We start from the raw sequence: 20,716 nt of genomic DNA, 5'->3' as shown, positions 1-20,716 counted from the left end.
AGTGCTAGTAACGGATTTTCGGATCGATGACGGCATACAACACATCAACAATCGCATTGAATAGAATGGTTAAAGCGCCGACCAAAATGGTCAAACTCAAGACTAGAGAGTAATCGCGGTTTAACGCTCCGTTAACGAACAGCTGACCTATCCCCGGTAACCCGAAAATAGTTTCAATCACCATCGAACCGGTAATAATGCCGACAAATGCTGGCCCCATATAAGACAGAACGGGCAGCAGTGCCGGTTTTAATGCATGACGTAAAACAATAGTGCGCAGCGGTAAACCTTTTGCTCGCGCAGTTCGAATAAAGTTGGAATGAAGAACCTCAATCATTGAACCACGGGTAATACGCGCGATACTGGCGATATAAGCCAATGACAACGCCACCATCGGCAAAATAATAAATTTCGGTGCTCCGCCGTTCCATCCCCCACCCGGTAACCATTTCAATATAATGGCAAAAACCAACACTAATAAGGGTGCCACTACAAAACTCGGGATCACCACCCCGGTCATGGCAAACCCCATGACGGTATAGTCCCACTTGGTATTTTGGTTCAACGCCGCAATAACACCGGCGCTAACACCCAATACTACGGCAAGCAAGAATGCAGCAAATCCGAGTTTGGCTGAAACAGGAAACGAGGCTGAAACCAACTCATTCACTGTGTAGTCTTTATATTTAAATGAAGGCCCAAGATCACCTTGTGCCAGTTGACCCAAATAATTGAAATACTGTTTATAAACTGGGTCGTTGAGGTGATATTTTGCCTCAATGTTCGCCATCACTTCGGGTGGAAGATTACGCTCACCGGTAAATGGACTGCCGGGGGCGAGACGCATCATAAAGAATGAGATAGTGATCAAAATGAATAGTGTCGGAATCGCTTCCAGACAGCGGCGTAGAATAAATTTTAACATTGCCTGTACCTTTAGCCTCTTACTGCGACTTTATATTTCAAAGCAATAAGGGCAGCACACACGTTTTGCGGCTGCCCTTAAGATATTAGTGCTTGATAATATAAAGATCTTTAACGTGCATATTATCCAGTGGATCTTTACCGGTATAACCACCGACATAAGGTTTCACTAAACGGGCATTCACGTAATAGAACAGCGGTACAATCGCAGAGTCTTTATCGAGCAATACTTCTGCTTGTTGGTACAAACCAGCACGCTCTTTCTCAGATTTAACTTTCAGCGTATCCCCCATCAGCTTATCAAACGCCGGGCTTTTATAGTGCACGGTGTTATTACTGCTGTCAGAGAGCATCATGTTCAGGAATGAAGAGGGTTCATTATAGTCAGCACACCAGCCGGCACGGGCAACATCGAAAGTCCCTTGATGGCGGGTATCCAGGAAGGTTTTCCACTCCTGATTTTCCAATTTAACGTCAACACCCAAATTCTTCTTCCAGATGGATGCCGCAGCAATTGCCAGCTTCTTGTGCAGATCAGATGTGTTGTATAACAAGTTGAATGTCAGCGGCTTATCTTTAGTGTAACCGGCTTCTGCCAGTAACTTCTTAGCCACTTCATTGCGTTTTTCTTGTGTCCAGCTAAACCACTCCGGCGGAGTCAGTTCGGCACCACTGGTGTACGGTGGGGTGAAACCATAAGCCGGCAAGTCACCTTGGTTTTTCACTTTATTCACGATGATATCGCGATCCATACCTAGCTTCAGTGCTTCACGAACGCGAGCATCAGTAAATGGCGCTTTTTGGTTGTTGATTTCGTAGTAATAGGTGCACAGGTAAGGGTCAACATGTACTTCTTGCGGGATCTCTTTTTTCAGTTTCTGGAATAACTCGATCGGCATGTTGTTATAAGTCATGTCGATTTCACCGCTGCGATAGCGATTGACGTCAGTCACTTCAGAAGAGATTGGCAGGTAAGTTACTTGATTAATGACTGTTTTCGCGTTGTCCCAATAGGTTGGGCTGCGCTCTAACACAATACGTTCGTTAACCACCCAATCTTTCAACTTATAAGCACCATTGCCAACAAAGTTCTGTGGCTGAGTCCACTTCTCACCAAACTTCTCTACCACGGTTTTATTAACCGGAGACATGGATGGGTGTGCTAACAGTTTATCCAAATAGGGAACTGGCTCGGTCAGCGTCACTTCCAGCGTATGATCATCCAAGGCTTTGACACCCAAAGTGTCAGGTGATTTTTTGCCGGTAATAATATCGTCGATATTCGCGATATGCGCATATTGAACATAGCTTGCATAAGGAGAAACCGTTTTAGGATCAGACAAACGCTGCCAGCTATAAACAAAATCTTGTGCTGTTACAGGGTCGCCATTTGACCATTTTGCATCTTTACGAAGATGGAAAGTCCAGACTTTAAAGTCTTTATTGTCCCAGCTTTCTGCCACACCCGGCAGAATTTTGCCGTTCGGATCGTTAATAACCAACCCTTCCAACAAATCGCGTGAGATATTTGATTCTGGCACACCTTCAATTTTATGTGGGTCCAGTGACTGAGGTTCAGAACCATTATTACGGACTAAAACTTGCTTCTCGGCCAGTTGTACGCCAGCTGGCACATTGGCGGCAAAACTATTTCCGACAACCATCATACCTAAGGCAGCGACAATACCTGCGGCCAGGATACTTTTCTTCGTGATGTTGGTCATGCTTATATCCACTCCAGTTTTTATTATTGCATCGCCCAGTGACTGGGCAAGCTTCACCTTTAAAAGGTATTTTTAACTTACATCATCCGGGGAACGAATCCGGCAATGTAAGACCCCCATATGTATTAGCATCAGGCTGAAAACCATTCTGTGCAATACATCCTATTACTCGGTCTGTTGACCTAATACGTCTACCGCTCTATTTCTGACTACTGCAACTTACGGATATAAAGATTTTTTAAATCCGTTAAATCTTGTGGGTCTTTACCAGTGAATCCCCCTACTGTTGGCCGAATAAGGCGGACACTGACGCGGTAGTAAACGGGCACCATGGCAGAATCTTTATCCAGTAAATTCTCAGCCTGTTGATATAACGCCGTTCGCGCTTTGGCATCTGAAACCACCAGCGCTTTTGCTAATAGGGCATCAAACTCAGGGCTTTTATAAAAAAACGTATTATTGCTGCTATCGGATAGCAACATATTTAAAAAAGCGGTCGGTTCATTATAGTCACCACACCAAGTGGCTCTGGCAACATCAAACTGGCCTTGGTGACGGCTCTCTAACGATGTTTTCCACTCTTGGTTCTGTAAGGTGACGGTCGCACCCAGATTCTTTTGCCACATAGAAGCCGCAGCAATAGCTTGTTGCTTATTCTGATCTGAGGTGTTGTACAGCAAAGTAAACTTCAATGGATTTTCTGCGTTATAACCCGCTTCAGCGAGCAGTTTCTTAGCCTCAGCATTGCGTTTTTCTTGCGGCCAGTTTGCCCACTCGGGTAATGCAAAATCACCGCCGTCAGTAAATGTTGGGGTGAAACCATAAGCAGGGATCTGCCCTTGCCCCATAATTTTGGTCGCGATAATGTCGCGATCCAACGTTAATTTGATTGCCGCTCGAACTCTTGAGTCGGTAAATGGCGCTTTTTGATTATTAATTTCGTAATAGAAGGTGCAAAGGTACGGGCTGACATGAACCTGCGATGGCAGGTCTTTTTTCATTTTGGCAAACAGATTAGGCGGTATCGCACTGTTGGTTATATCAATTTCACCGCTGCGGTAGCGATTAATATCGCTGACTTCGGAGGTTATCGGCAAGAAAGTTGCCTTATTAATCACCGTTTCTTTGTTATTCCAGTACGTCGGACTGCGTTCAAGCACAATACGCTCGTTTACCACCCAGTCTTTCAACTTAAAAGCGCCATTGCCAACAAAGTTCTGTGGGAGCGTCCATTTATCCCCATATTTTTCAATAACGTCACGCTTAACTGGTTTCATTGAGGTATGCGACAACATGCTGATAAAATAGGGAACGGGTTCGGTAAGTGTGACCTGCAACGTTTTAGCGTCTAATGCCTTAACACCTAATTCATCTGGCTTCTTGGTGCCTTTTAGCACCTCGTCAACATTCTCAATCTGGGCATACTGCAAATAACTGGCATAGGGTGACCCTATTTTAGGATCAGCCAAACGCTGCCAGCTATAGACAAAATCCTGCGCAGTGACCGGCGAACCATCACTCCAGACCGCCCCATCACGTAGATGGAATGTCCAAATTTTATACCCGTCATTATCCCAGTGGGTAGCAACGGCTGGAATAATATGGCCATTGGCATCATTACTCACCAGCCCTTCTAATAAATTCAGGATAATATTAGTTTCAGGATTGCCCTCAACCTTATGTGGATCTAAAGAGGCAACTTCAGTCCCATTATTAATGGTAATACTCTGATCTATCGCTAATGTCTCACCAGTGGGAACGACTGCCGCGATTGATACCGCTGAGAAAGATAAACCCAGAAGAGTGCTAATTATTGCCAGTGGTCGTTGCTTAAACTTTATTTGCATTTCTAACCGCCCTTTTATGAGATTTGTGATGTTTTTCTCAAGGTTTGCGTTAATCTGCCGCCCACAACGACTAGCAATAACTATTCCAAAAATCAAAATTACGGTTCAGTTTCGTTGAAAAAACAAGAAGTCTCTCATCAGAAAGTTGACCGAAAGCTAACAGATGCCGAAATCTGACGCCAATAAATTTTACAGAAATGTTAAGCAATTCTCTTTTCTAGTGAATGACTAACGATATTCACCCTTTGTATTTACGCTTTTTTAAAAGCTCAAAACATTGATTTTATTAAATTTAATTTGAATTGGCTTTAACTTCATGGCGAAAAAGAAGTTACAAACCTGACGAAAGACACATAAAGTTAACATTAGCACTGCTGCCAGAATAAACCCCTACTCATTGGGATGTAATCACTAATAACATCTAGATAAATTCAGCACAAGCCCTACAGAATGATGTGAGCATTTTAACAACAAATAGCGCAGTTATTTTAATCGGCAGGCCCATAGCGTTATTATGAAAGACGAGGAAATACGCCTTAAGCCAAATTATTAATGCAGAATGGGTATTAATGCAACATTTGAGTGCAATAGAATGAAATTCATCCATTATTTGCACCAAAATAATGCTTAACCATTTGAATACCATGATTAGACAAAAGAAAAAGGTCGCCGGTAATAACCAAGCGACCTTTCAACTATCATCAATTGGGATAGGGGGATGGGATAGAGGAATTAAAGCAGTCCGGGGAACAGCGCTTTGATTCCTGTGACAATAAATTCGATCCCCAAGGCCATCAATAGTAAACCCATAATACGGGTTATGACGTTAATGCCAGTTTGCCCTAACAATCGCACTAAAAGTGGCGCGGCACGGAATAATAGCCAGCAACAAAACGCGAATAAGGCAACAGCGACAGTCAACCCCAGTAAATTCTGCCAACTGTGATAACGAGAACTCCAGACAATAGTTGAACTGATCGCACCCGGCCCGGCCATTAATGGCAACGCCAGCGGAACCACACCAATACTTTCACGAACCGCAGTTTCAGTTTTTTCCTGCTTGTTCTGTTTATCTTCTCCGAGTTTTCCGCTAATCATCGACATCGCAATGCTGACGACCAGAATCCCACCCGCGATACGGAATGAATCAATAGATATGCCGAATATTTTCAGGATGGCGTCCCCCAAGAACAGAGAGATCCACAAGATAATGGCGACCGAGAGGTTTGCCGTCAGGTTGGTTTTATCCCGCCCTGCCGGGGCCTGATAGCTGGTCATACTGATAAATACCGGCAAAATACCTACCGGGTTAACCAAGGCAAATAAGCCAACAAAAAACTTGATGTAACCTGAAAGGTCCAACAGTGATTGACTCACACATCACTCCGCGCAATTGCTGATAAATACATCACAGATAATAGGCCATTATCGCTAATGCCCAAGACAACACACTTTACGGCTCAAGCGTAGAAAATTTGCGGCGTAAAAGTTATCGCCAATGTGCAGACGCCAGCCTACATAATTCCAGCCCCTAACTGCAGCTCTTTCCACTGAAAATAACCCTTAAGGCAACACCCCAGTAGATATGCGCGCTAATGTAATAGAATTAGTCACAGTAATCCATGGAATAAACCAGCATTTATAGGCGATGAAACTTTGCCGCATAAAATGGCAATTATTGTTAATGCCCTGTGCTATTAATGATGCTTTAACGTCATGAATTATCAATCCACCAGTACAAATGATAATTACTCTCAACAAATAATAGCTGAATGGTGTCAGCTTGACGATTTTGTGATTTAAATCACGAAAATCATACCTAAGAATAGTTAAGCTCTGAGCAGTGGTAGAGAACAACACCATCAGGAAATAGAGCTAAGGTTGAAAAAAGAATTCTATCCTCTACATATATTCCTAGTGAACAAAAAAGCTCTTTCAGTAAATCAGCGGTGAGAATGAGAAAGTAAGCTATAAAAACTATCTCTATTTGTGAGTACAGCATGCTAGAGCCTGTCTATACTAGTTGCTTCAACAGCTCATTTACTAAAAGAGTTTAACATTATCAGGAGAGCATTATGGCTGTAACGAATGTCGCTGAACTTAACGAGCTAGTAGCACGCGTCAAGAAAGCCCAGCGCGAGTATGCCAACTTCACTCAAGAGCAGGTTGATAAAATCTTCCGCGCCGCAGCTCTAGCTGCAGCAGATGCCCGTATTCCCTTAGCCAAATTGGCTGTAGAAGAATCAGGCATGGGTATAGTGGAAGATAAAGTGATCAAAAACCACTTTGCTTCTGAATACATTTACAATGCTTACAAAGATGAAAAAACGTGTGGCATTCTGGAAGAAGATAAGACCTTTGGTACGATTACTATCGCTGAGCCTATTGGCTTAATCTGCGGTATCGTACCAACGACTAACCCAACTTCTACCGCTATCTTCAAGGCGTTGATTAGCCTGAAGACCCGCAACGGTATCGTATTCTCGCCACATCCACGAGCTAAAGACGCAACCAATAAAGCCGCTGATATCGTGCTTCAAGCCGCTATCGCCGCAGGTGCGCCAGCAGATATTATCGGTTGGATTGATGCGCCTACTGTCGAGCTGTCTAACCAACTGATGCATCACCCAGACATTAACTTGATTCTGGCAACCGGTGGCCCAGGCATGGTTAAAGCCGCTTACAGCTCTGGTAAGCCAGCTATCGGTGTTGGTGCCGGTAACACCCCGGTTGTTGTTGACGAAACCGCTGATATCAAACGTGTTGTCGCATCGATTCTGATGTCTAAAACCTTTGATAACGGTGTGATCTGTGCATCAGAACAGTCCATCATTGTTGTTGATTCAGTTTATGACGCAGTTCGCGAGCGCTTCGCATCCCACGGCGGCTACCTGTTACAAGGTAAAGAGCTGAAAGCAGTTCAGGATATCATCCTGAAAAATGGTGGCCTGAACGCGGCTATCGTGGGTCAGCCAGCCACTAAAATTGCTGAAATGGCAGGCATCAAAGTCCCAAGCAACACCAAAATTCTTATCGGTGAAGTTAAAGTTGTTGATGAATCTGAGCCATTCGCTCACGAAAAACTGTCGCCAACTTTGGCAATGTATCGTGCGAAAAGCTTTGAAGACGCTGTTGAAAAAGCAGAAAAACTGGTGGAAATGGGCGGTATCGGCCATACATCTTGCCTATATACAGACCAAGATAACCAGCCTGCACGCGTTAAGTATTTCGGCGATAAAATGAAAACCGCCCGAATTCTGATCAACACCCCTGCCTCTCATGGTGGTATCGGTGACCTGTATAACTTCAAAGTAGCGCCATCTCTGACGCTGGGTTGCGGTTCTTGGGGTGGTAACTCCATCTCTGAAAACGTCGGTCCGAAACACTTGATCAACAAGAAAACTGTGGCTAAGCGAGCAGAAAACATGTTGTGGCATAAACTCCCGAAATCTATTTACTTCCGCCGTGGCTCCCTGCCTATCGCGTTGGAAGAAGTGGCAACTGACGGTGCAAAACGTGCCTTCATCGTGACTGACCGCTACCTGTTCAACAACGGTTATGCAGATCAAATCACTAGCGTACTGAAATCTCATGGTATCGAAACTGAAGTCTTCTTCGAAGTGGAAGCGGACCCTACCCTGAGCATCGTGCGCAAAGGTGCAGAGCAGATGAACTCCTTCAAACCAGACGTGATTATCGCGCTGGGTGGTGGTTCACCGATGGATGCTGCAAAAATCATGTGGGTGATGTATGAACACCCTGAAACCCACTTCGAAGAACTGGCATTGCGCTTTATGGATATCCGTAAACGTATTTACAAGTTCCCGAAAATGGGCGTGAAAGCGAAAATGATCGCGGTCACAACCACATCAGGTACCGGTTCAGAAGTGACACCATTCGCGGTAGTGACCGACGACGCGACTGGCCAGAAGTATCCATTGGCTGACTATGCATTGACTCCAGATATGGCAATCGTTGATGCCAACCTGGTTATGAATATGCCTAAGTCTCTGTGCGCGTTCGGTGGTCTGGATGCAGTGACCCATGCGCTGGAAGCTTATGTCTCTGTATTGGCAAACGAATATTCTGACGGTCAGGCTCTGCAAGCGCTGAAACTGCTGAAAGAATTCTTGCCAGCCAGCTACAACGAAGGTGCAAAAAACCCGGTTGCTCGTGAACGTGTTCACAACGCCGCGACCATTGCCGGTATCGCATTTGCCAACGCCTTCTTGGGTGTCTGCCACTCAATGGCCCATAAACTGGGTTCTGAGTTCCACATCCCACACGGTCTGGCAAACGCCATGTTGATATCTAACGTTATCCGCTACAACGCGAATGACAACCCAACTAAGCAGACCGCTTTCAGCCAATATGACCGCCCACAAGCGCGTCGTCGTTATGCTGAAATTGCAGATCATCTGGGTCTGAGTGCACCGGGCGACCGTACCGCACAGAAAATTCAGAAACTGCTGACCTGGTTAGATGAAATTAAAGCTGAATTGGGCATCCCTGCTTCAATCCGTGAAGCTGGCGTTCAGGAAGCTGATTTCTTGGCAAAAGTAGACAAACTGTCTGAAGATGCATTTGATGACCAGTGTACCGGTGCTAACCCACGTTACCCGCTGATCTCTGAACTGAAACAGATTCTGATGGATACTTACTACGGCCGCGAATTTAGCGAAGAGCTTGACCGTGAAGAAGTTGCTGTTGCAGCTCCAGCACCTAAAGCAGAGAAAAAAGCCAAGAAGTAATAATCTTAATGTGCAAACCCCATTTTCGAATGGGGTAAGTTACTGAAGATATAACCCTCAATAGCCATCGTCTATTGGGGGTTTCTTTTTATCTCCACACTTGGCTGCATTATATTTACCCTCTTGTAGACTCTCGTCACTAACGACCTCCCCTCCCCCTTTGGCATCTCAATAGTACAATGCATTGAGCGGCGCTGTATTGGGCGGAGTAGCATGATCGCAATAGAAGGCAAGTTACCCCACAACATCAAAAAACAGTCCTGTGAGGCGCCTGTGGAGGGATAATTAACATTGAAGGATAATACTAAAGACAAGCGGCTTTAATAGCTTCTTTGTAATGGCGTCGGCAGACGGAGACGTAGCTCTCGTTACCACCAATAACGACCTGTTCGCCATCGTGCACAGCTTTACCCTGCGCATCCAGACGCAACACCATGTTCGCTTTACGGCCACAGTGACAAATCGTTTTTAACTCAACCAATTTGTCAGCCCACGACAACAAATATTTGCTGCCGGGAAATAGCTCGCCGAGAAAGTCGGTGCGCAAGCCATAGCACAACACGGGGATATGCAATTCATCTACGACCTGACACAACTCCTGAACTTGCTCTTTGGTCAAGAATTGGCATTCATCAAGTAAAATACAGTGAATGGGGTTTTCCTGATGCTCAGTCGAGATAATGGATAATAGTGAGGTCGCGTTATTATAAAGCAAAGCCTGTGAAGAGAGACCAATACGTGAACTGACAGTCCCAATACCAAAGCGGTTATCTATCTCAGCCGTAAACACCAAGGTACGCATACCCCGCTCTTGGTAGTTATAAGAGGACTGTAACAGCGCGGTGGATTTCCCTGCATTCATCGCAGAGTAATAGAAATAAAGCTGAGCCATGGGCCCGTCACTCCAATGGTATAATAAATAGTCATAACGACAACGTGGATGCAGTTTATCATAAATTCAGACTTTACGTGACGCAGACGCCCTCTCTCTATATTACTGTTTTCTATATTAAGTAATGATTGGGCTAATGAAATTTAGGTACCTTCATTTGAAACCGCTCGCTATTATCAGGTACATTACATGACCAACCTCACAATATTGATGCTGAGAAAGTGCACTGTTTGAGCGTTAACCCGATTAGAGAGGAAAAAGCAGCTATGCTGGATATGCAGTGCGCACGATTGGTTCATTAATGATACAAGTAATGTGCTCCCATGATTTATTCGTAAAATAGTGATAACAAATATTCTCAGAATCTGACAAATCCAATACAGCATCCTTTTTTTCCTTACTGAATCTGCCATAGCAACTATATCAATATCCTGATTTTCAGTGTGCTCCGTTATTGTGCAGAGCAACATGGATAGAAGCCTATTTTTGCTTTATTGATATAAAGCAAACTTATAACTTAGTGAGAAAATCATGTTCTCGTGTAGGGTCATTAGCGACAAAAATGAACTTTTACGTTAAAAAAAGCACGGTGAATAACAAGACGCCATCGCTTATTAGTAGCAAGCAGCAACTTTTCGCTAATAAAATACGTAAATTCGAGGATGCTAATCAAATTGGCTATTGCAGAAATTAAAATAGCACTCTATTATTATCCAGACGCCCCCCCACCAATTATAATTTGAGACCAGGACAATGAGCGAAGCGTTAAAGATTCTTAACAACATCCGTACTCTACGTGCACAAGCACGCGAATGCACTCTTGAAACTTTAGAAGAAATGCTGGAGAAGCTTGAAGTGGTCGTTAACGAACGCCGCGAAGAAGATTCTCAAGTACAAGCTGAAATTGAAGAACGCGAACGTAAATTGAGCCAATACCGTGAAATGCTTATTGCTGACGGTATTGACCCAAATGAACTGCTGCAAACTATGAGTGCAACTAAAGCGACGACTAAAGCGAAGCGTGCTGCACGTCCAGCTAAATATAAGTATGTAGACGAAAATGGCGAAACGAAAACCTGGACAGGCCAAGGCCGTACTCCAGCAGTGATTAAGAAAGCCATTGAAGAAGAAGGCAAATCACTAGATGATTTCCTGCTGTAATAGTATTCGTTAATTTACTATTGCGATAAAAATACCCTCCTATAATACGGAGGGTATTTTTTTATCCATCTCAAGCATTTCACCAATCATAGCTGAAGTATCTATCGTAGTTTCGATGAATTAACGTACAACTGACAAGGCGTAACTGACCTAAACATATCAACTTCTATAAATAACCCTCTGTTATCACTCTGTTAGTCAGGCCATAAGAATACTCTGTTAATTTATCGCTTCGCAATAATTGATATAACTAGGGTAACTGAGATTTTCCATAATTTTGCAATATGAAAGCGTATTTAACACAACCTGTGAAGTGAGTTCATCGGCATGCTGGGTTGAGTACAAAAAGGAAACGCATTTGATTTTGTACCCAACACATGAATCATCTTTTGTCGTTTATTTCACTTGATTAATCGACGCTCCACGACCAATCCCATAATAAGTGAATCCCCGGCTATTTAAGCGCTCAGGATCGTACAAATTGCGCCCATCAAAAATAACTGGCTGTTTTAATCTAGATTTGATCATGTCAAAATCAGGTGCTCTAAAATTCTGCCACTCAGTACAAATAATCAAAGCATCAGCCCCCTGTAGCGCCGACTCTTTTGTACCCATTAATCTTAGGTCATCTCTTGCACCATAAATGCGCTGAGCTTCATCCATGGCTTCTGGGTCATAAGCTTGAATAATCGCTCCAGCCCGCCATAATGTCTCCATTAAAACCCGACTTGGAGCTTCACGCATATCATCGGTATTGGGTTTGAATGCTAACCCCCAAAGAGCAAATGTTTTATTGGCAAGCTGTGAATCAAAATGATGTTGAATAAAATCTGTCAACTTATACTTCTGTTCGTTATTGATTTGCTCCACAGCCCGCAACAGTTGAGGTTGATAATCGCAACTTTCTGCTGTCCGAATTAATGCCTGAATATCTTTTGGAAAACAGGAGCCACCATAACCACAGCCCGAATAAATGAAATGGTAGCCAATGCGGGAATCCGACCCAATGCCCTGCCGTACTTTTTCGACATCTGCACCCAGCCGCTCAGCTATATTTGCAATCTCATTCATGAAACTGATTTTTGTTGCCAACATGCCATTTGCTGCATATTTGGTCAGTTCCGCGCTGCGAACATCCATAATTAGCATGCGATCATGATTACGATTAAATGGCTCATATAGCTCGCTAATTAAATCAATGACGCCATTGTCATCACTATCAATACCAATAACAATACGCTCCGGCCGTTTGCAGTCAGCTACGGCGGCCCCTTCTTTTAGAAATTCAGGATTTGAGACCACGTTGAAGGCTATTTCCAGACCACGCTGCTCTAGAACCGCTTTTATCCTTTGTTGCACTTTATCCGCCGTCCCCACAGGAACAGTAGATTTATCAATAATAACTTTAGGGCTATCCATATATTTAGCAATGGTGCTAGCAACTTCCAGTACATATTTAAGGTCAGCAGCTCCATCTTCATCAGGAGGAGTTCCCACAGCAATAAATTGAATGCAGCCATGCATAACACCTGCTTGTGCATCGGTTGAAAATCGAAGACGACCCTCCTCATAGTTCTCTTTCACCAAGGGTGCCAAGCCCGGCTCAAAAATTGCGATACGGCCTTTTTGCAGATCAGCAACCTTGTTTGCATCGACATCGATGCAAAGAACATCATGACCGACTTCAGCCAGCACTGCGGCTTGGACGAGTCCTACATAACCAATACCAAAAACCGTCACTTTCATTCGTTCAATCCTTCAGTTGCAATTCAATAAGGGACGCATAGCCGACCATTATCAAGAACTAACCTTAATTTAGCCTGAGGCGACACAACCTTATTGCCAGCGAATAATAAAATCTGGGTAGAAATTTTCAGACATAAGTCAGGAGAAAAGTATATCAATCGATATTTCACACATCATGAACGTACACATTGATTGATACAGATTTGGCTTATTTCGGTAAACTGTTATAGAACCATTTATATTCGCTGGGGAAATGAGGAGAATAAAAGAAAGAAATACATTAACTATATGAACCTGTTATTGTGCTATTTATACAATAGATGTACTACTCATCGGCTGAAAGCATCAACCTTAAACGACTCCCGCCCCCCCACACTTGGCATTGCCATGCATCACAACGCTGACTAATTTGATTTAAGTGTGCCGTTTTTAAGGTGCCTAAAGGCACCCCATTACTGAGTTGGACCTGGTTTTTCCCTGCACTGACATTGGCATGTAGACCTGCCGAAACCAAAATTAAATTTTGCTGTTCCACATGATAATAGCCGACGAGTAATGGAAATTGCCCATCCAGATGGGTACGCCTTAATAGTTGATTAACTTGTTTAAGCAAAGATGACATTTGCGGTAGACGCTGTTGTTGATGTGCCAAATGCTCTTGTAGTATCCCGTTGAATAGCACCCGCAATAATAGCGCTGCTAGAACACCATTATCCCCCGCTCGGGTGACATCCAGACAATAAAAAGCCAAATCCTTATCTGATAATGCTGCAATATCAAGCACAAGCCCCGGTTGCTCAACCATGGTTAATTGTCGATAATTTATTCGGCAGTGAGCGATAGTCTGGTGGGCTGGTGGTTGTAATTGCTTTAATAACTGAGCGGCATCCTGCGGATTCTTGCGCAGCGCCTCCCAATCTTGAATAAGCTCTGTTTCTTCAATGGCATGTGAGGTAAATAGCGCAGGATAAAGACAAGCCAACACCGCCTCACGTAAACGGTTTAAATCCACTATCGGCTTTAATAAAACATCCTTAACTCCCAGACGTAAGACTTTCGCGATATCAGCCATTTTATCTGTGGCTGAAATAACGAGAACCGGGATCTTCACCCCTTGAATGAGTAATCGCTCAACAAATTCGATACCACCCATTTGAGGCATAGCGAGATCGCAAAGTATCAGGTCCGGAGACTCAACTTTAAGATGGTCTAACGCCTCTAGTCCATTTCCTGCCTGGTGAACCGTAGCGCCAAGTGAGCCAAGGAATCTTGCGATGACAGTTCGAAAGACCGTTTCATCCTCGACGACTAAAATATTTTTACCTACTAGTGGTTTTTCCATGCACTGCTTCTCTTGCTAACCTTATACGTAATAGTGGCTCAAAATGATTGATTGTGCTTGTCAGAAATTGTTACGCGCTACGTTGCTTTGCTGACGAAGGTTTACAGTCGCGTGACTACTCTCTCAAATATGAGGCACTCTACCCAGCAGGGAGCACTCATGCTGATCTGATTGAGAGTATACTGATGAGAACTATAATCATTATTAAATACAATAAGTTAAACTTAGTCAGTCGATACCTAAAAACCCATATTTATCAGCCTGCGGCGGTGCAACTGTATCAGCGCTTAGGTTTTGAATTTACATCCGAATTTGGTGGCTATCAATATGAACTATTGAGCTTATATAGGCTGAAGTCTTTAGGGGCGAGTAACAGATGATAGGATTGTGAAGTGACCGTCAGTATATATTAGCTGACTTTTCGTTGACCTTTATTGTTTCAATAACTGATACCCAAATAGCGACTATTATGGTCGCGATTTAGGATTGTGGCCTGAGATTAATCTCAATAACAAGTTGCGCTTTGCGGTAGAAATATGAAATTCGATGAATAGAGCGTCTCATATTTATCGAATTTCACTGTTAGTTCTAGACGGCTAAAGCGTTTTTAACTCGATATCGCAACCGCCCCAGAACATGGTGGCAGTTTACAAAGTATGAATAAGGCGATTAACCGTTGATGGTGCCAAATGAAACACTCATTTTTTCAAACATTGCGATAACTTTATTGATCAATTTCATGGGTTGCTCCTGTAAATATCGTTATTTTTATGTGATACACATCACAGTTATTAAGTTACGCGATAATGAAACGGCGGTCAACTATTTTTGTGATGTCAATCACAAAACTTTATCTGGCCTGATGCCCTCGCAAAATGATCAACTTTGAACCTCCACTCGTGATTAGGTAAGATAGCTGGATATCGACTCTACTTTTGCTCACCCCTATCTGTCGTTAACCGATGTTTAGCAGATATCGTGGCATCAATAATTGTTTCGGAGAAATTTTGTCAGAACAGTGTCCCTGCGGTAACACCATTGAATATCAAAAATGCTGTGAACCCTACATTCTGGGTACTCAGATTGCAGCTAAACCTGCAGTATTGATGCGCTCCCGTTACAGTGCCTATGTTAAAAAGAATGTGGACTACCTGATTAAAACCTGGCATCCAGGTTGCGGAGCACAGGATTGGCGGGCGGGGATAATTCAAAGCTTTGCCAATACGTCATGGGTCGGGTTAACCGTCATCGCCGAAACAGCAGGCAGCCATGATGATGAAGCTTTTGTTGAATTTATTGCCCATTTTACTGATGAAAACAGGGCACAGGTCAGCGCAATGCATGAACGTTCCCGCTTCCTTCGCATAAAAGAACACTGGTATTATATCGACGGAGTACGGCCTTCCGTGGGTAGAAATGATATCTGCCCTTGCGGTTCGGGGAAAAAATATAAGAAGTGTTGCGGACATTAGCAATAAAATCGCTTAATTACTTTCGCATCATCAAAAACTAAACTTACACAACATCCAGCATTGCTAAGACAGGATTTACCACCTTATGCCACACCAGAATGTACAGAAGAAAGTGTTACGCACAATGTGCCCTGACGCCAAAGGCTTAATCGCAAAAATCACCAATATTTGCTATAAGCACCAGTTGAATATTGTACAGAATAATGAATTCGTTGATCACCTGACGGGTCGTTTTTTCATGCGTACAGAGCTAGAGGGTATTTTTAACGATACTACTCTGCTAGCGGATTTGGACGATGCATTACCCGAAGGCACTAACCGTGAATTGCACGCGGCTGGGCGACGTCGGATAGTCATCATGGTAACAAAAGAAGCACATTGTCTCGGCGACTTATTAATGAAGAGCGCCTATGGTGGACTGGATGTCGAAATTGCGGCAGTGATCGGTAACCACGATGCACTTAAGGTACTGGTTGAGCGCTTTGATATTCCTTTCCACCTGATAAGCCATGAAGGTTTGACTCGTGATCAACATGATCAACGCTTAATTGAGCAAATTGAGCAATACCAACCAGATTATGTTGTATTGGCTAAATACATGCGTGTCCTAACACCTGCCTTTGTTCAACGCTTCCCTTACCAGATTATTAATATCCACCACTCATTTTTGCCCGCATTTATCGGCGCACGCCCTTACCATCAGGCTTATGAGCGCGGTGTGAAAATCATTGGTGCCACGGCTCACTACGTGAACGATAGTTTGGACGAAGGTCCAATTATCATGCAGGATGTCATTCATGTTGATCATTCCTATACAGCTGAAGATATGATGCGTGCTGGGCGCGATGTTGAAAAAAATGTTCTTAGCCGTGCTCTGTATCGTGTTTTGGCACAGCGTGTTTTTGTTTACGGTAACCGTACCGTTATTCTCTAAGCACACAATAAACAGAACTTTTTTGCCCACATAATCATCGGCGCGGACAAAAAAGCAACGAACAAATTATTTTTTTCATTTCAAGTCTTTACAGGGGCGCTTCATTTGATATGATGCGCCCCGCTTACCAAGAGAGCTTTGTTAAGTTGTTAGGCCTGTGGTGGGGTTCCCGAGCGGCCAAAGGGAGCAGACTGTAAATCTGCCGTCATCGACTTCGAAGGTTCGAATCCTTCCCCCACCACCATATTTAACCTTGAGCCTCAAGCTAATTCCGTATCAGGAGTTCAGATGAGCACTTAAGGGGAAGGTGAAAACCTTCGATAAGGTTCGAGCCGAGCGTAGCGAGACAACGACGCAAAGCGGCAGCCCGAAGGGTGAGGAACAAAGTGACGAATAATCCTTCCCCCACCACCATTAATTTATCTTTCTAGATTAATGCGTAAACAATAGGTTCAATCACGGCCAAGTATTTTAGTTATATAACCACGAAATCAGTGGTGGGGTTCCCGAGCGGCCAAAGGGAGCAGACTGTAAATCTGCCGTCATCGACTTCGAAGGTTCGAATCCTTCCCCCACCACCATCTTTCATACCCCCCGAACTTTCAAAATAAACTAAATCAAAAAATAATACTCATCGGGGAAGGTGAGAACCTTCGACAAGGTTCGCGCCGAGCGCAGCGAGACAACAACGCATCGCGTTGGCCCGAAGGGCGAGGAACGAAGTGACGAGTCATCCTTCCCCCACCACCATCTTTCATACCCCCCCGAACTTTCAAAATAAACTAAATCAAAAAATAATACTCATCGGGGAAGATGAGAACCTTCGACAAGGTTCGCGCCGAGCGCAGCGAGACAACGCCCATCATTACTTTACATATAAATCCTTAATTTTCTGACAGACAATTAAGTCAAAATAGTAATGGCAGGAAAGATAAGAGCTTTTTAAAGGCTTATGTCGAACGTAGCAAGACAGAAATTAATAAAAATGATGTGGTTAGGCTAGTGTCTGGATGTAGTCAATGAGTCTATTTAATACACTTGAATGTGAACGTGACTTATAGAAGTATAATTTACCCTCATGATTAAAACTCGATAAATTTATAAAATCGAGTTTAGAATCATCATTAAAACCATCCAGAACTGAGTCTGTAATACATACGTATCGCCCAGAGTAGATAAAATTCAAGCAACAGATCAAATTATCTACCTGCCTAACACTGACTTTATTGTATTGTTTTTTAACACTTTCCTCTAAATTTTTAATAATTTTGCTTCTGTATAATACTGGATTGCATAACCAAATATTATTATGAAGAACACTTAATATATCTTGGCTTTCATTAATAATATCTTTTCTACCATAAATGCCAAAACTACTATTCACCACTTCATTTAGCAACATAAATTTATCACTGGGAATTATTTCTGATGACAGGATTAGTGAATTTCCATCATAATCCCCAATGTCATCAATATTTTCATAAAAGAATTGAATTACATTGGCTTGAATATTATTTTTTTCAGCCACTTTGCATAATTTTATTAGACTTTCACTTTTACCCCAATCGTAGTAAATATTGATGACATTGGAAACATGCCCGGTCAGGTGCTTTTTCGTAATCTCTTTTTCTTGTTGATACAAATCCTTTAGATCGTTATATAAAACCTCACCATCTCTAGTTAGACTCATACCAAACTTTTCTCGTTTGAATAATTTTTTCCCTATTATATATTCAAAATCTTTTATTGATTTTGCTACAGGGGGGATCGTTCTGTTCATCACCCTTGCAGCCTTACTCAGCGAGCCATTTTCAACTACTGCCATAAAGGCCTCTAGCTTTCTAGATAGAAACATAATTCACTAGTCCTTTGAGTCAAAATTTACCAAAAAAAACAACAGGCATACTTAAATGCTTGTTATTATCTGTAGACATTATTAAGTATTTAATAACTTAAGAATATGGGTTGTATTTTCAATAATTGACACTCAAATCATCATCACATAGGAACAAATAGCGTTAAGTTGCATTTTTATTATTATCACTGTGGATATTTAATGCATTACCCCCCTGACTCTATCCATAGCTTTAGCAGAGGACTCATCGTAGATCCATGATTTCTAATAACTATCTTTTATTCCTCACGTTACAAAATCAATTAACATCTATAGACTGGAAAAAATCACAATCGGATATTATGGCATGCCACTACTCATAGTTAAAAATACCCAACGCAATTTCAACTGGCTAAGGTGATTAGTTATGACTCACCTCTAGCAAGAGAATACATTTAATTTATAAGTCGATATTTTCATTATTTTTCAAACAATAAACATGATACATGGCTTATTTGATAAAAGAGTGCTGATGATGATTTACTCAAGGCTAAATCTATTTTATATAGCATGCTTATTTGAAAGTATGTGGAAATAAAATGACAGTTTATTTTTCAATCACTAAACAATAGCTATTCCATAGATGACCCGATGGTTTTGGCGTATTTTTTAAAATCTAGATTTCGTAATAATGCTCCCCAACCTAAAATGACAATATAACATTATCCCCTTTCCTTTATTCTCTGTTAATGGATTACATTTCCATTCTATATCTGCTAATATCCGGAGCCATTTCTTAGCAAATCAACGGTGCTGACCATGAAGTTTGTCTCTTTTAACATCAATGGGCTACGTGCTAGACCACATCAACTCGCCGCAATAATTGAGCAGCATCAACCAGATGTCATCGGTCTTCAGGAAACAAAAGTACACGATGATATGTTTCCTCTTGAAGATGTCAGTCAGCACGGTTATCACGTTTTCTATCACGGCCAAAAAGGCCATTATGGTGTCGCACTATTAACTAAGGAGAAGCCTTTGGCAGTGCGTCGTGGCTTCCCTACGGATGAAGAGGATGCTCAGCGCCGTATTATCATGGCTGACATTGCGACACCACAAGGTCCTCTAACCGTCATTAATGGTTATTTTCCTCAAGGGGAAAGTCGTGATCATCCCATAAAGTTTCCAGCAAAAGAGCGTTTCTACGCAGATTTACAGCAGTATCTGGAACAACAGCTTTCAGCCGATTCTCAGGTGCTGATTATGGGTGATATCAATATTAGCCCGACGGATCTGGATATTGGTATCGGCGAAGAGAACAGAAAACGCTGGTTACGTACCGGTAAATGTTCATTCCTGCCTGAAGAGCGTGCGTGGTTAGAGCGGTTACAAAGTTGGGGGTTGGTCGATACATTCCGTGCAGCAAATCCTGATTGCAATGATCAATTTTCATGGTTTGATTACCGCTCGCGGGGCTTTGATGAAAATAGAGGTCTGCGCATTGATTTATTGCTGGCAAGCCAGCCATTAGCGGCCCGCTGTATCGCCACAGGCATTGATTACGAGATTCGTGGAATGGAGAAACCCTCTGATCACGCACCTGTATGGTCTGAGTTCGCACTCTAATATATTGTCTCGCTTGATGGCAGGACTATGCTGTTTATCCCTGAGTACTACGGATACGGATAAATAAAAATGATCGATGTCGTCGCCGCAATTATTGAACGAAACGGTAAAGTGATGCTGGCTCAGCGGGACTCATCCAGTGATCAAGCGGGATTGTGGGAGTTTCCTGGTGGAAAAGTTGAGGCGGGTGAAAACCAGCCTCAAGCTTTGATTCGAGAACTTGCCGAGGAGTTAAATATTGAGGCGACTGTCACCCGCTATATCGCCTCCCATCAGTGGGACTCCGGTAAGAAAATCATCCGCTTACATGCCTGGCATATCGAAAATTTCAGCGGCGAGCCGGTACTGAATTGCCACTCGGACCTCGTTTGGCTGTTGCCAGAAGAGGCTTACCGTTACCCCTTGGCACCCGCTGACATCCCATTATTAGACGCTTTCATTGCTCAAAAACGCTAAGCCGCAT

The 20,716-nt window shown here is 43.0% G+C and carries 14 protein-coding genes, 2 tRNA genes and 2 other RNA genes; 10 read left to right on the top strand and 8 right to left on the bottom strand.

Features of this window, described 5'->3' with window-relative positions:
- Nucleotides 1-4: 4 nt before the first annotated feature.
- The 4 genes from oppB to HRD69_RS15050 all read right to left on the bottom strand — a co-directional run bounded on the left by oppB (nt 5) and on the right by HRD69_RS15050 (nt 5,872).
- The gene (gene oppB, locus HRD69_RS15065) at nt 5-925 is read right to left on the bottom strand and encodes an oligopeptide ABC transporter permease OppB (protein ID WP_004875191.1); all 921 of its coding nucleotides are present in this window, start codon (nt 923-925) and stop codon (nt 5-7) included.
- Nucleotides 926-1,010: 85 nt separating this feature from the next.
- Nucleotides 1,011-2,648, bottom strand: a complete 1,638-nt coding sequence (gene oppA / locus HRD69_RS15060; protein ID WP_032814410.1) for an oligopeptide ABC transporter substrate-binding protein OppA — start codon at nt 2,646-2,648, stop codon at nt 1,011-1,013.
- Between the two features lie 209 nt (nt 2,649-2,857).
- A complete protein-coding gene (locus tag HRD69_RS15055) occupies nt 2,858-4,495 on the bottom strand; it encodes an ABC transporter substrate-binding protein (RefSeq protein WP_145572840.1) in 1,638 nt (545 codons plus the stop codon).
- A gap of 732 nt (nt 4,496-5,227) precedes the next feature.
- Complete coding sequence (locus tag HRD69_RS15050) at nt 5,228-5,872, bottom strand: YchE family NAAT transporter (RefSeq protein ID WP_004875195.1); 645 nt, start codon at nt 5,870-5,872, stop codon at nt 5,228-5,230.
- A gap of 698 nt (nt 5,873-6,570) precedes the next feature.
- On the opposite strand from HRD69_RS15050, the gene adhE reads away from it, so the two are divergent.
- The gene (gene adhE / locus HRD69_RS15045) at nt 6,571-9,246 is read left to right on the top strand and encodes a bifunctional acetaldehyde-CoA/alcohol dehydrogenase (protein WP_004875196.1); all 2,676 of its coding nucleotides are present in this window, start codon (nt 6,571-6,573) and stop codon (nt 9,244-9,246) included.
- Nucleotides 9,247-9,550: 304 nt separating this feature from the next.
- On the opposite strand, the gene HRD69_RS15040 is transcribed toward adhE, so the two are convergent.
- Complete coding sequence (locus HRD69_RS15040; protein WP_004875197.1) at nt 9,551-10,138, bottom strand: thymidine kinase; 588 nt, start codon at nt 10,136-10,138, stop codon at nt 9,551-9,553.
- 753 nt (nt 10,139-10,891) lie between these two features.
- Here HRD69_RS15040 and hns point away from each other — a divergent pair.
- The gene (gene hns, locus HRD69_RS15035; RefSeq protein WP_019210129.1) at nt 10,892-11,299 is read left to right on the top strand and encodes a histone-like nucleoid-structuring protein H-NS; all 408 of its coding nucleotides are present in this window, start codon (nt 10,892-10,894) and stop codon (nt 11,297-11,299) included.
- 396 nt (nt 11,300-11,695) lie between these two features.
- On the opposite strand, the gene HRD69_RS15030 is transcribed toward hns, so the two are convergent.
- Both HRD69_RS15030 and rssB read right to left on the bottom strand, forming a co-directional pair.
- Nucleotides 11,696-13,045, bottom strand: coding sequence for a UDP-glucose dehydrogenase family protein (locus HRD69_RS15030; RefSeq protein ID WP_004875200.1), 1,350 nt, complete (start codon nt 13,043-13,045; stop codon nt 11,696-11,698).
- A gap of 325 nt (nt 13,046-13,370) precedes the next feature.
- On the bottom strand, nt 13,371-14,387 hold the full coding sequence (gene rssB / locus HRD69_RS15025; RefSeq protein WP_032814411.1) for a two-component system response regulator RssB: 1,017 nt from the start codon (nt 14,385-14,387) through the stop codon (nt 13,371-13,373).
- Between the two features lie 1,007 nt (nt 14,388-15,394).
- Between rssB and HRD69_RS15020 the strand changes: the two genes are divergently transcribed.
- The 6 genes from HRD69_RS15020 to HRD69_RS14995 all read left to right on the top strand — a co-directional run bounded on the left by HRD69_RS15020 (nt 15,395) and on the right by HRD69_RS14995 (nt 17,543).
- Complete coding sequence (locus tag HRD69_RS15020; RefSeq protein ID WP_032814415.1) at nt 15,395-15,859, top strand: YchJ family protein; 465 nt, start codon at nt 15,395-15,397, stop codon at nt 15,857-15,859.
- 85 nt (nt 15,860-15,944) lie between these two features.
- On the top strand, nt 15,945-16,793 hold the full coding sequence (purU, locus tag HRD69_RS15015) for a formyltetrahydrofolate deformylase (protein WP_032814417.1): 849 nt from the start codon (nt 15,945-15,947) through the stop codon (nt 16,791-16,793).
- A 159-nt stretch (nt 16,794-16,952) separates the two neighbouring features.
- A tRNA-Tyr gene (locus HRD69_RS15010) sits at nt 16,953-17,037 on the top strand.
- 43 nt (nt 17,038-17,080) lie between these two features.
- A non-coding RNA gene (locus tag HRD69_RS15005) (RtT sRNA) lies at nt 17,081-17,207 on the top strand.
- Nucleotides 17,208-17,289: 82 nt separating this feature from the next.
- Nucleotides 17,290-17,374: transfer RNA gene (locus HRD69_RS15000), tRNA-Tyr, on the top strand.
- A gap of 42 nt (nt 17,375-17,416) precedes the next feature.
- Nucleotides 17,417-17,543, top strand: a non-coding RNA gene (locus HRD69_RS14995) — RtT sRNA.
- Between the two features lie 244 nt (nt 17,544-17,787).
- Here the strand turns inward: HRD69_RS14995 and HRD69_RS14990 are convergent.
- Entirely contained in the window at nt 17,788-18,648 is an 861-nt protein-coding gene (locus HRD69_RS14990) for a LysR family transcriptional regulator (protein WP_004875205.1), read from the bottom strand.
- 798 nt (nt 18,649-19,446) lie between these two features.
- Here HRD69_RS14990 and xthA point away from each other — a divergent pair.
- Both xthA and HRD69_RS14980 read left to right on the top strand, forming a co-directional pair.
- Nucleotides 19,447-20,253 carry an exodeoxyribonuclease III gene (gene xthA / locus HRD69_RS14985; protein WP_032814419.1) on the top strand — a complete coding sequence of 269 codons (807 nt, stop codon included), beginning with the start codon at nt 19,447-19,449 and terminating at the stop codon, nt 20,251-20,253.
- 69 nt (nt 20,254-20,322) lie between these two features.
- The gene (locus HRD69_RS14980) at nt 20,323-20,709 is read left to right on the top strand and encodes a pyrimidine (deoxy)nucleoside triphosphate diphosphatase (RefSeq protein ID WP_004875207.1); all 387 of its coding nucleotides are present in this window, start codon (nt 20,323-20,325) and stop codon (nt 20,707-20,709) included.
- Nucleotides 20,710-20,716: the final 7 nt, after the last annotated feature.

The organism is Yersinia mollaretii ATCC 43969, assembly GCF_013282725.1.
In the GTDB taxonomy this organism is placed as follows: Bacteria; Pseudomonadota; Gammaproteobacteria; order Enterobacterales; family Enterobacteriaceae; genus Yersinia; species Yersinia mollaretii.
Note: the sequence above shows the minus strand (reverse complement) of the source record. Positions and strands in the feature narration are given on the sequence as shown.

Excerpts from the sequence above, each read along its gene's own strand:
- HRD69_RS14980 (WP_004875207.1), top strand. The coding sequence starts at position 20,323 with ATGATCGATGTCGTCGCCGCAATTATTGAACGAAACGGTAAAGTGATG.
- HRD69_RS15055 (WP_145572840.1), bottom strand. The coding sequence starts at position 4,495 with ATGCAAATAAAGTTTAAGCAACGACCACTGGCAATAATTAGCACTCTT.
- oppA (WP_032814410.1), bottom strand. The coding sequence starts at position 2,648 with ATGACCAACATCACGAAGAAAAGTATCCTGGCCGCAGGTATTGTCGCT.
- rssB (WP_032814411.1), bottom strand. The coding sequence starts at position 14,387 with ATGGAAAAACCACTAGTAGGTAAAAATATTTTAGTCGTCGAGGATGAA.
- hns (WP_019210129.1), top strand. The coding sequence starts at position 10,892 with ATGAGCGAAGCGTTAAAGATTCTTAACAACATCCGTACTCTACGTGCA.
- HRD69_RS15040 (WP_004875197.1), bottom strand. The coding sequence starts at position 10,138 with ATGGCTCAGCTTTATTTCTATTACTCTGCGATGAATGCAGGGAAATCC.
- xthA (WP_032814419.1), top strand. The coding sequence starts at position 19,447 with ATGAAGTTTGTCTCTTTTAACATCAATGGGCTACGTGCTAGACCACAT.
- purU (WP_032814417.1), top strand. The coding sequence starts at position 15,945 with ATGCCACACCAGAATGTACAGAAGAAAGTGTTACGCACAATGTGCCCT.
- oppB (WP_004875191.1), bottom strand. The coding sequence starts at position 925 with ATGTTAAAATTTATTCTACGCCGCTGTCTGGAAGCGATTCCGACACTA.
- adhE (WP_004875196.1), top strand. The coding sequence starts at position 6,571 with ATGGCTGTAACGAATGTCGCTGAACTTAACGAGCTAGTAGCACGCGTC.
- HRD69_RS15030 (WP_004875200.1), bottom strand. The coding sequence starts at position 13,045 with ATGAAAGTGACGGTTTTTGGTATTGGTTATGTAGGACTCGTCCAAGCC.
- HRD69_RS14990 (WP_004875205.1), bottom strand. The coding sequence starts at position 18,648 with ATGTTTCTATCTAGAAAGCTAGAGGCCTTTATGGCAGTAGTTGAAAAT.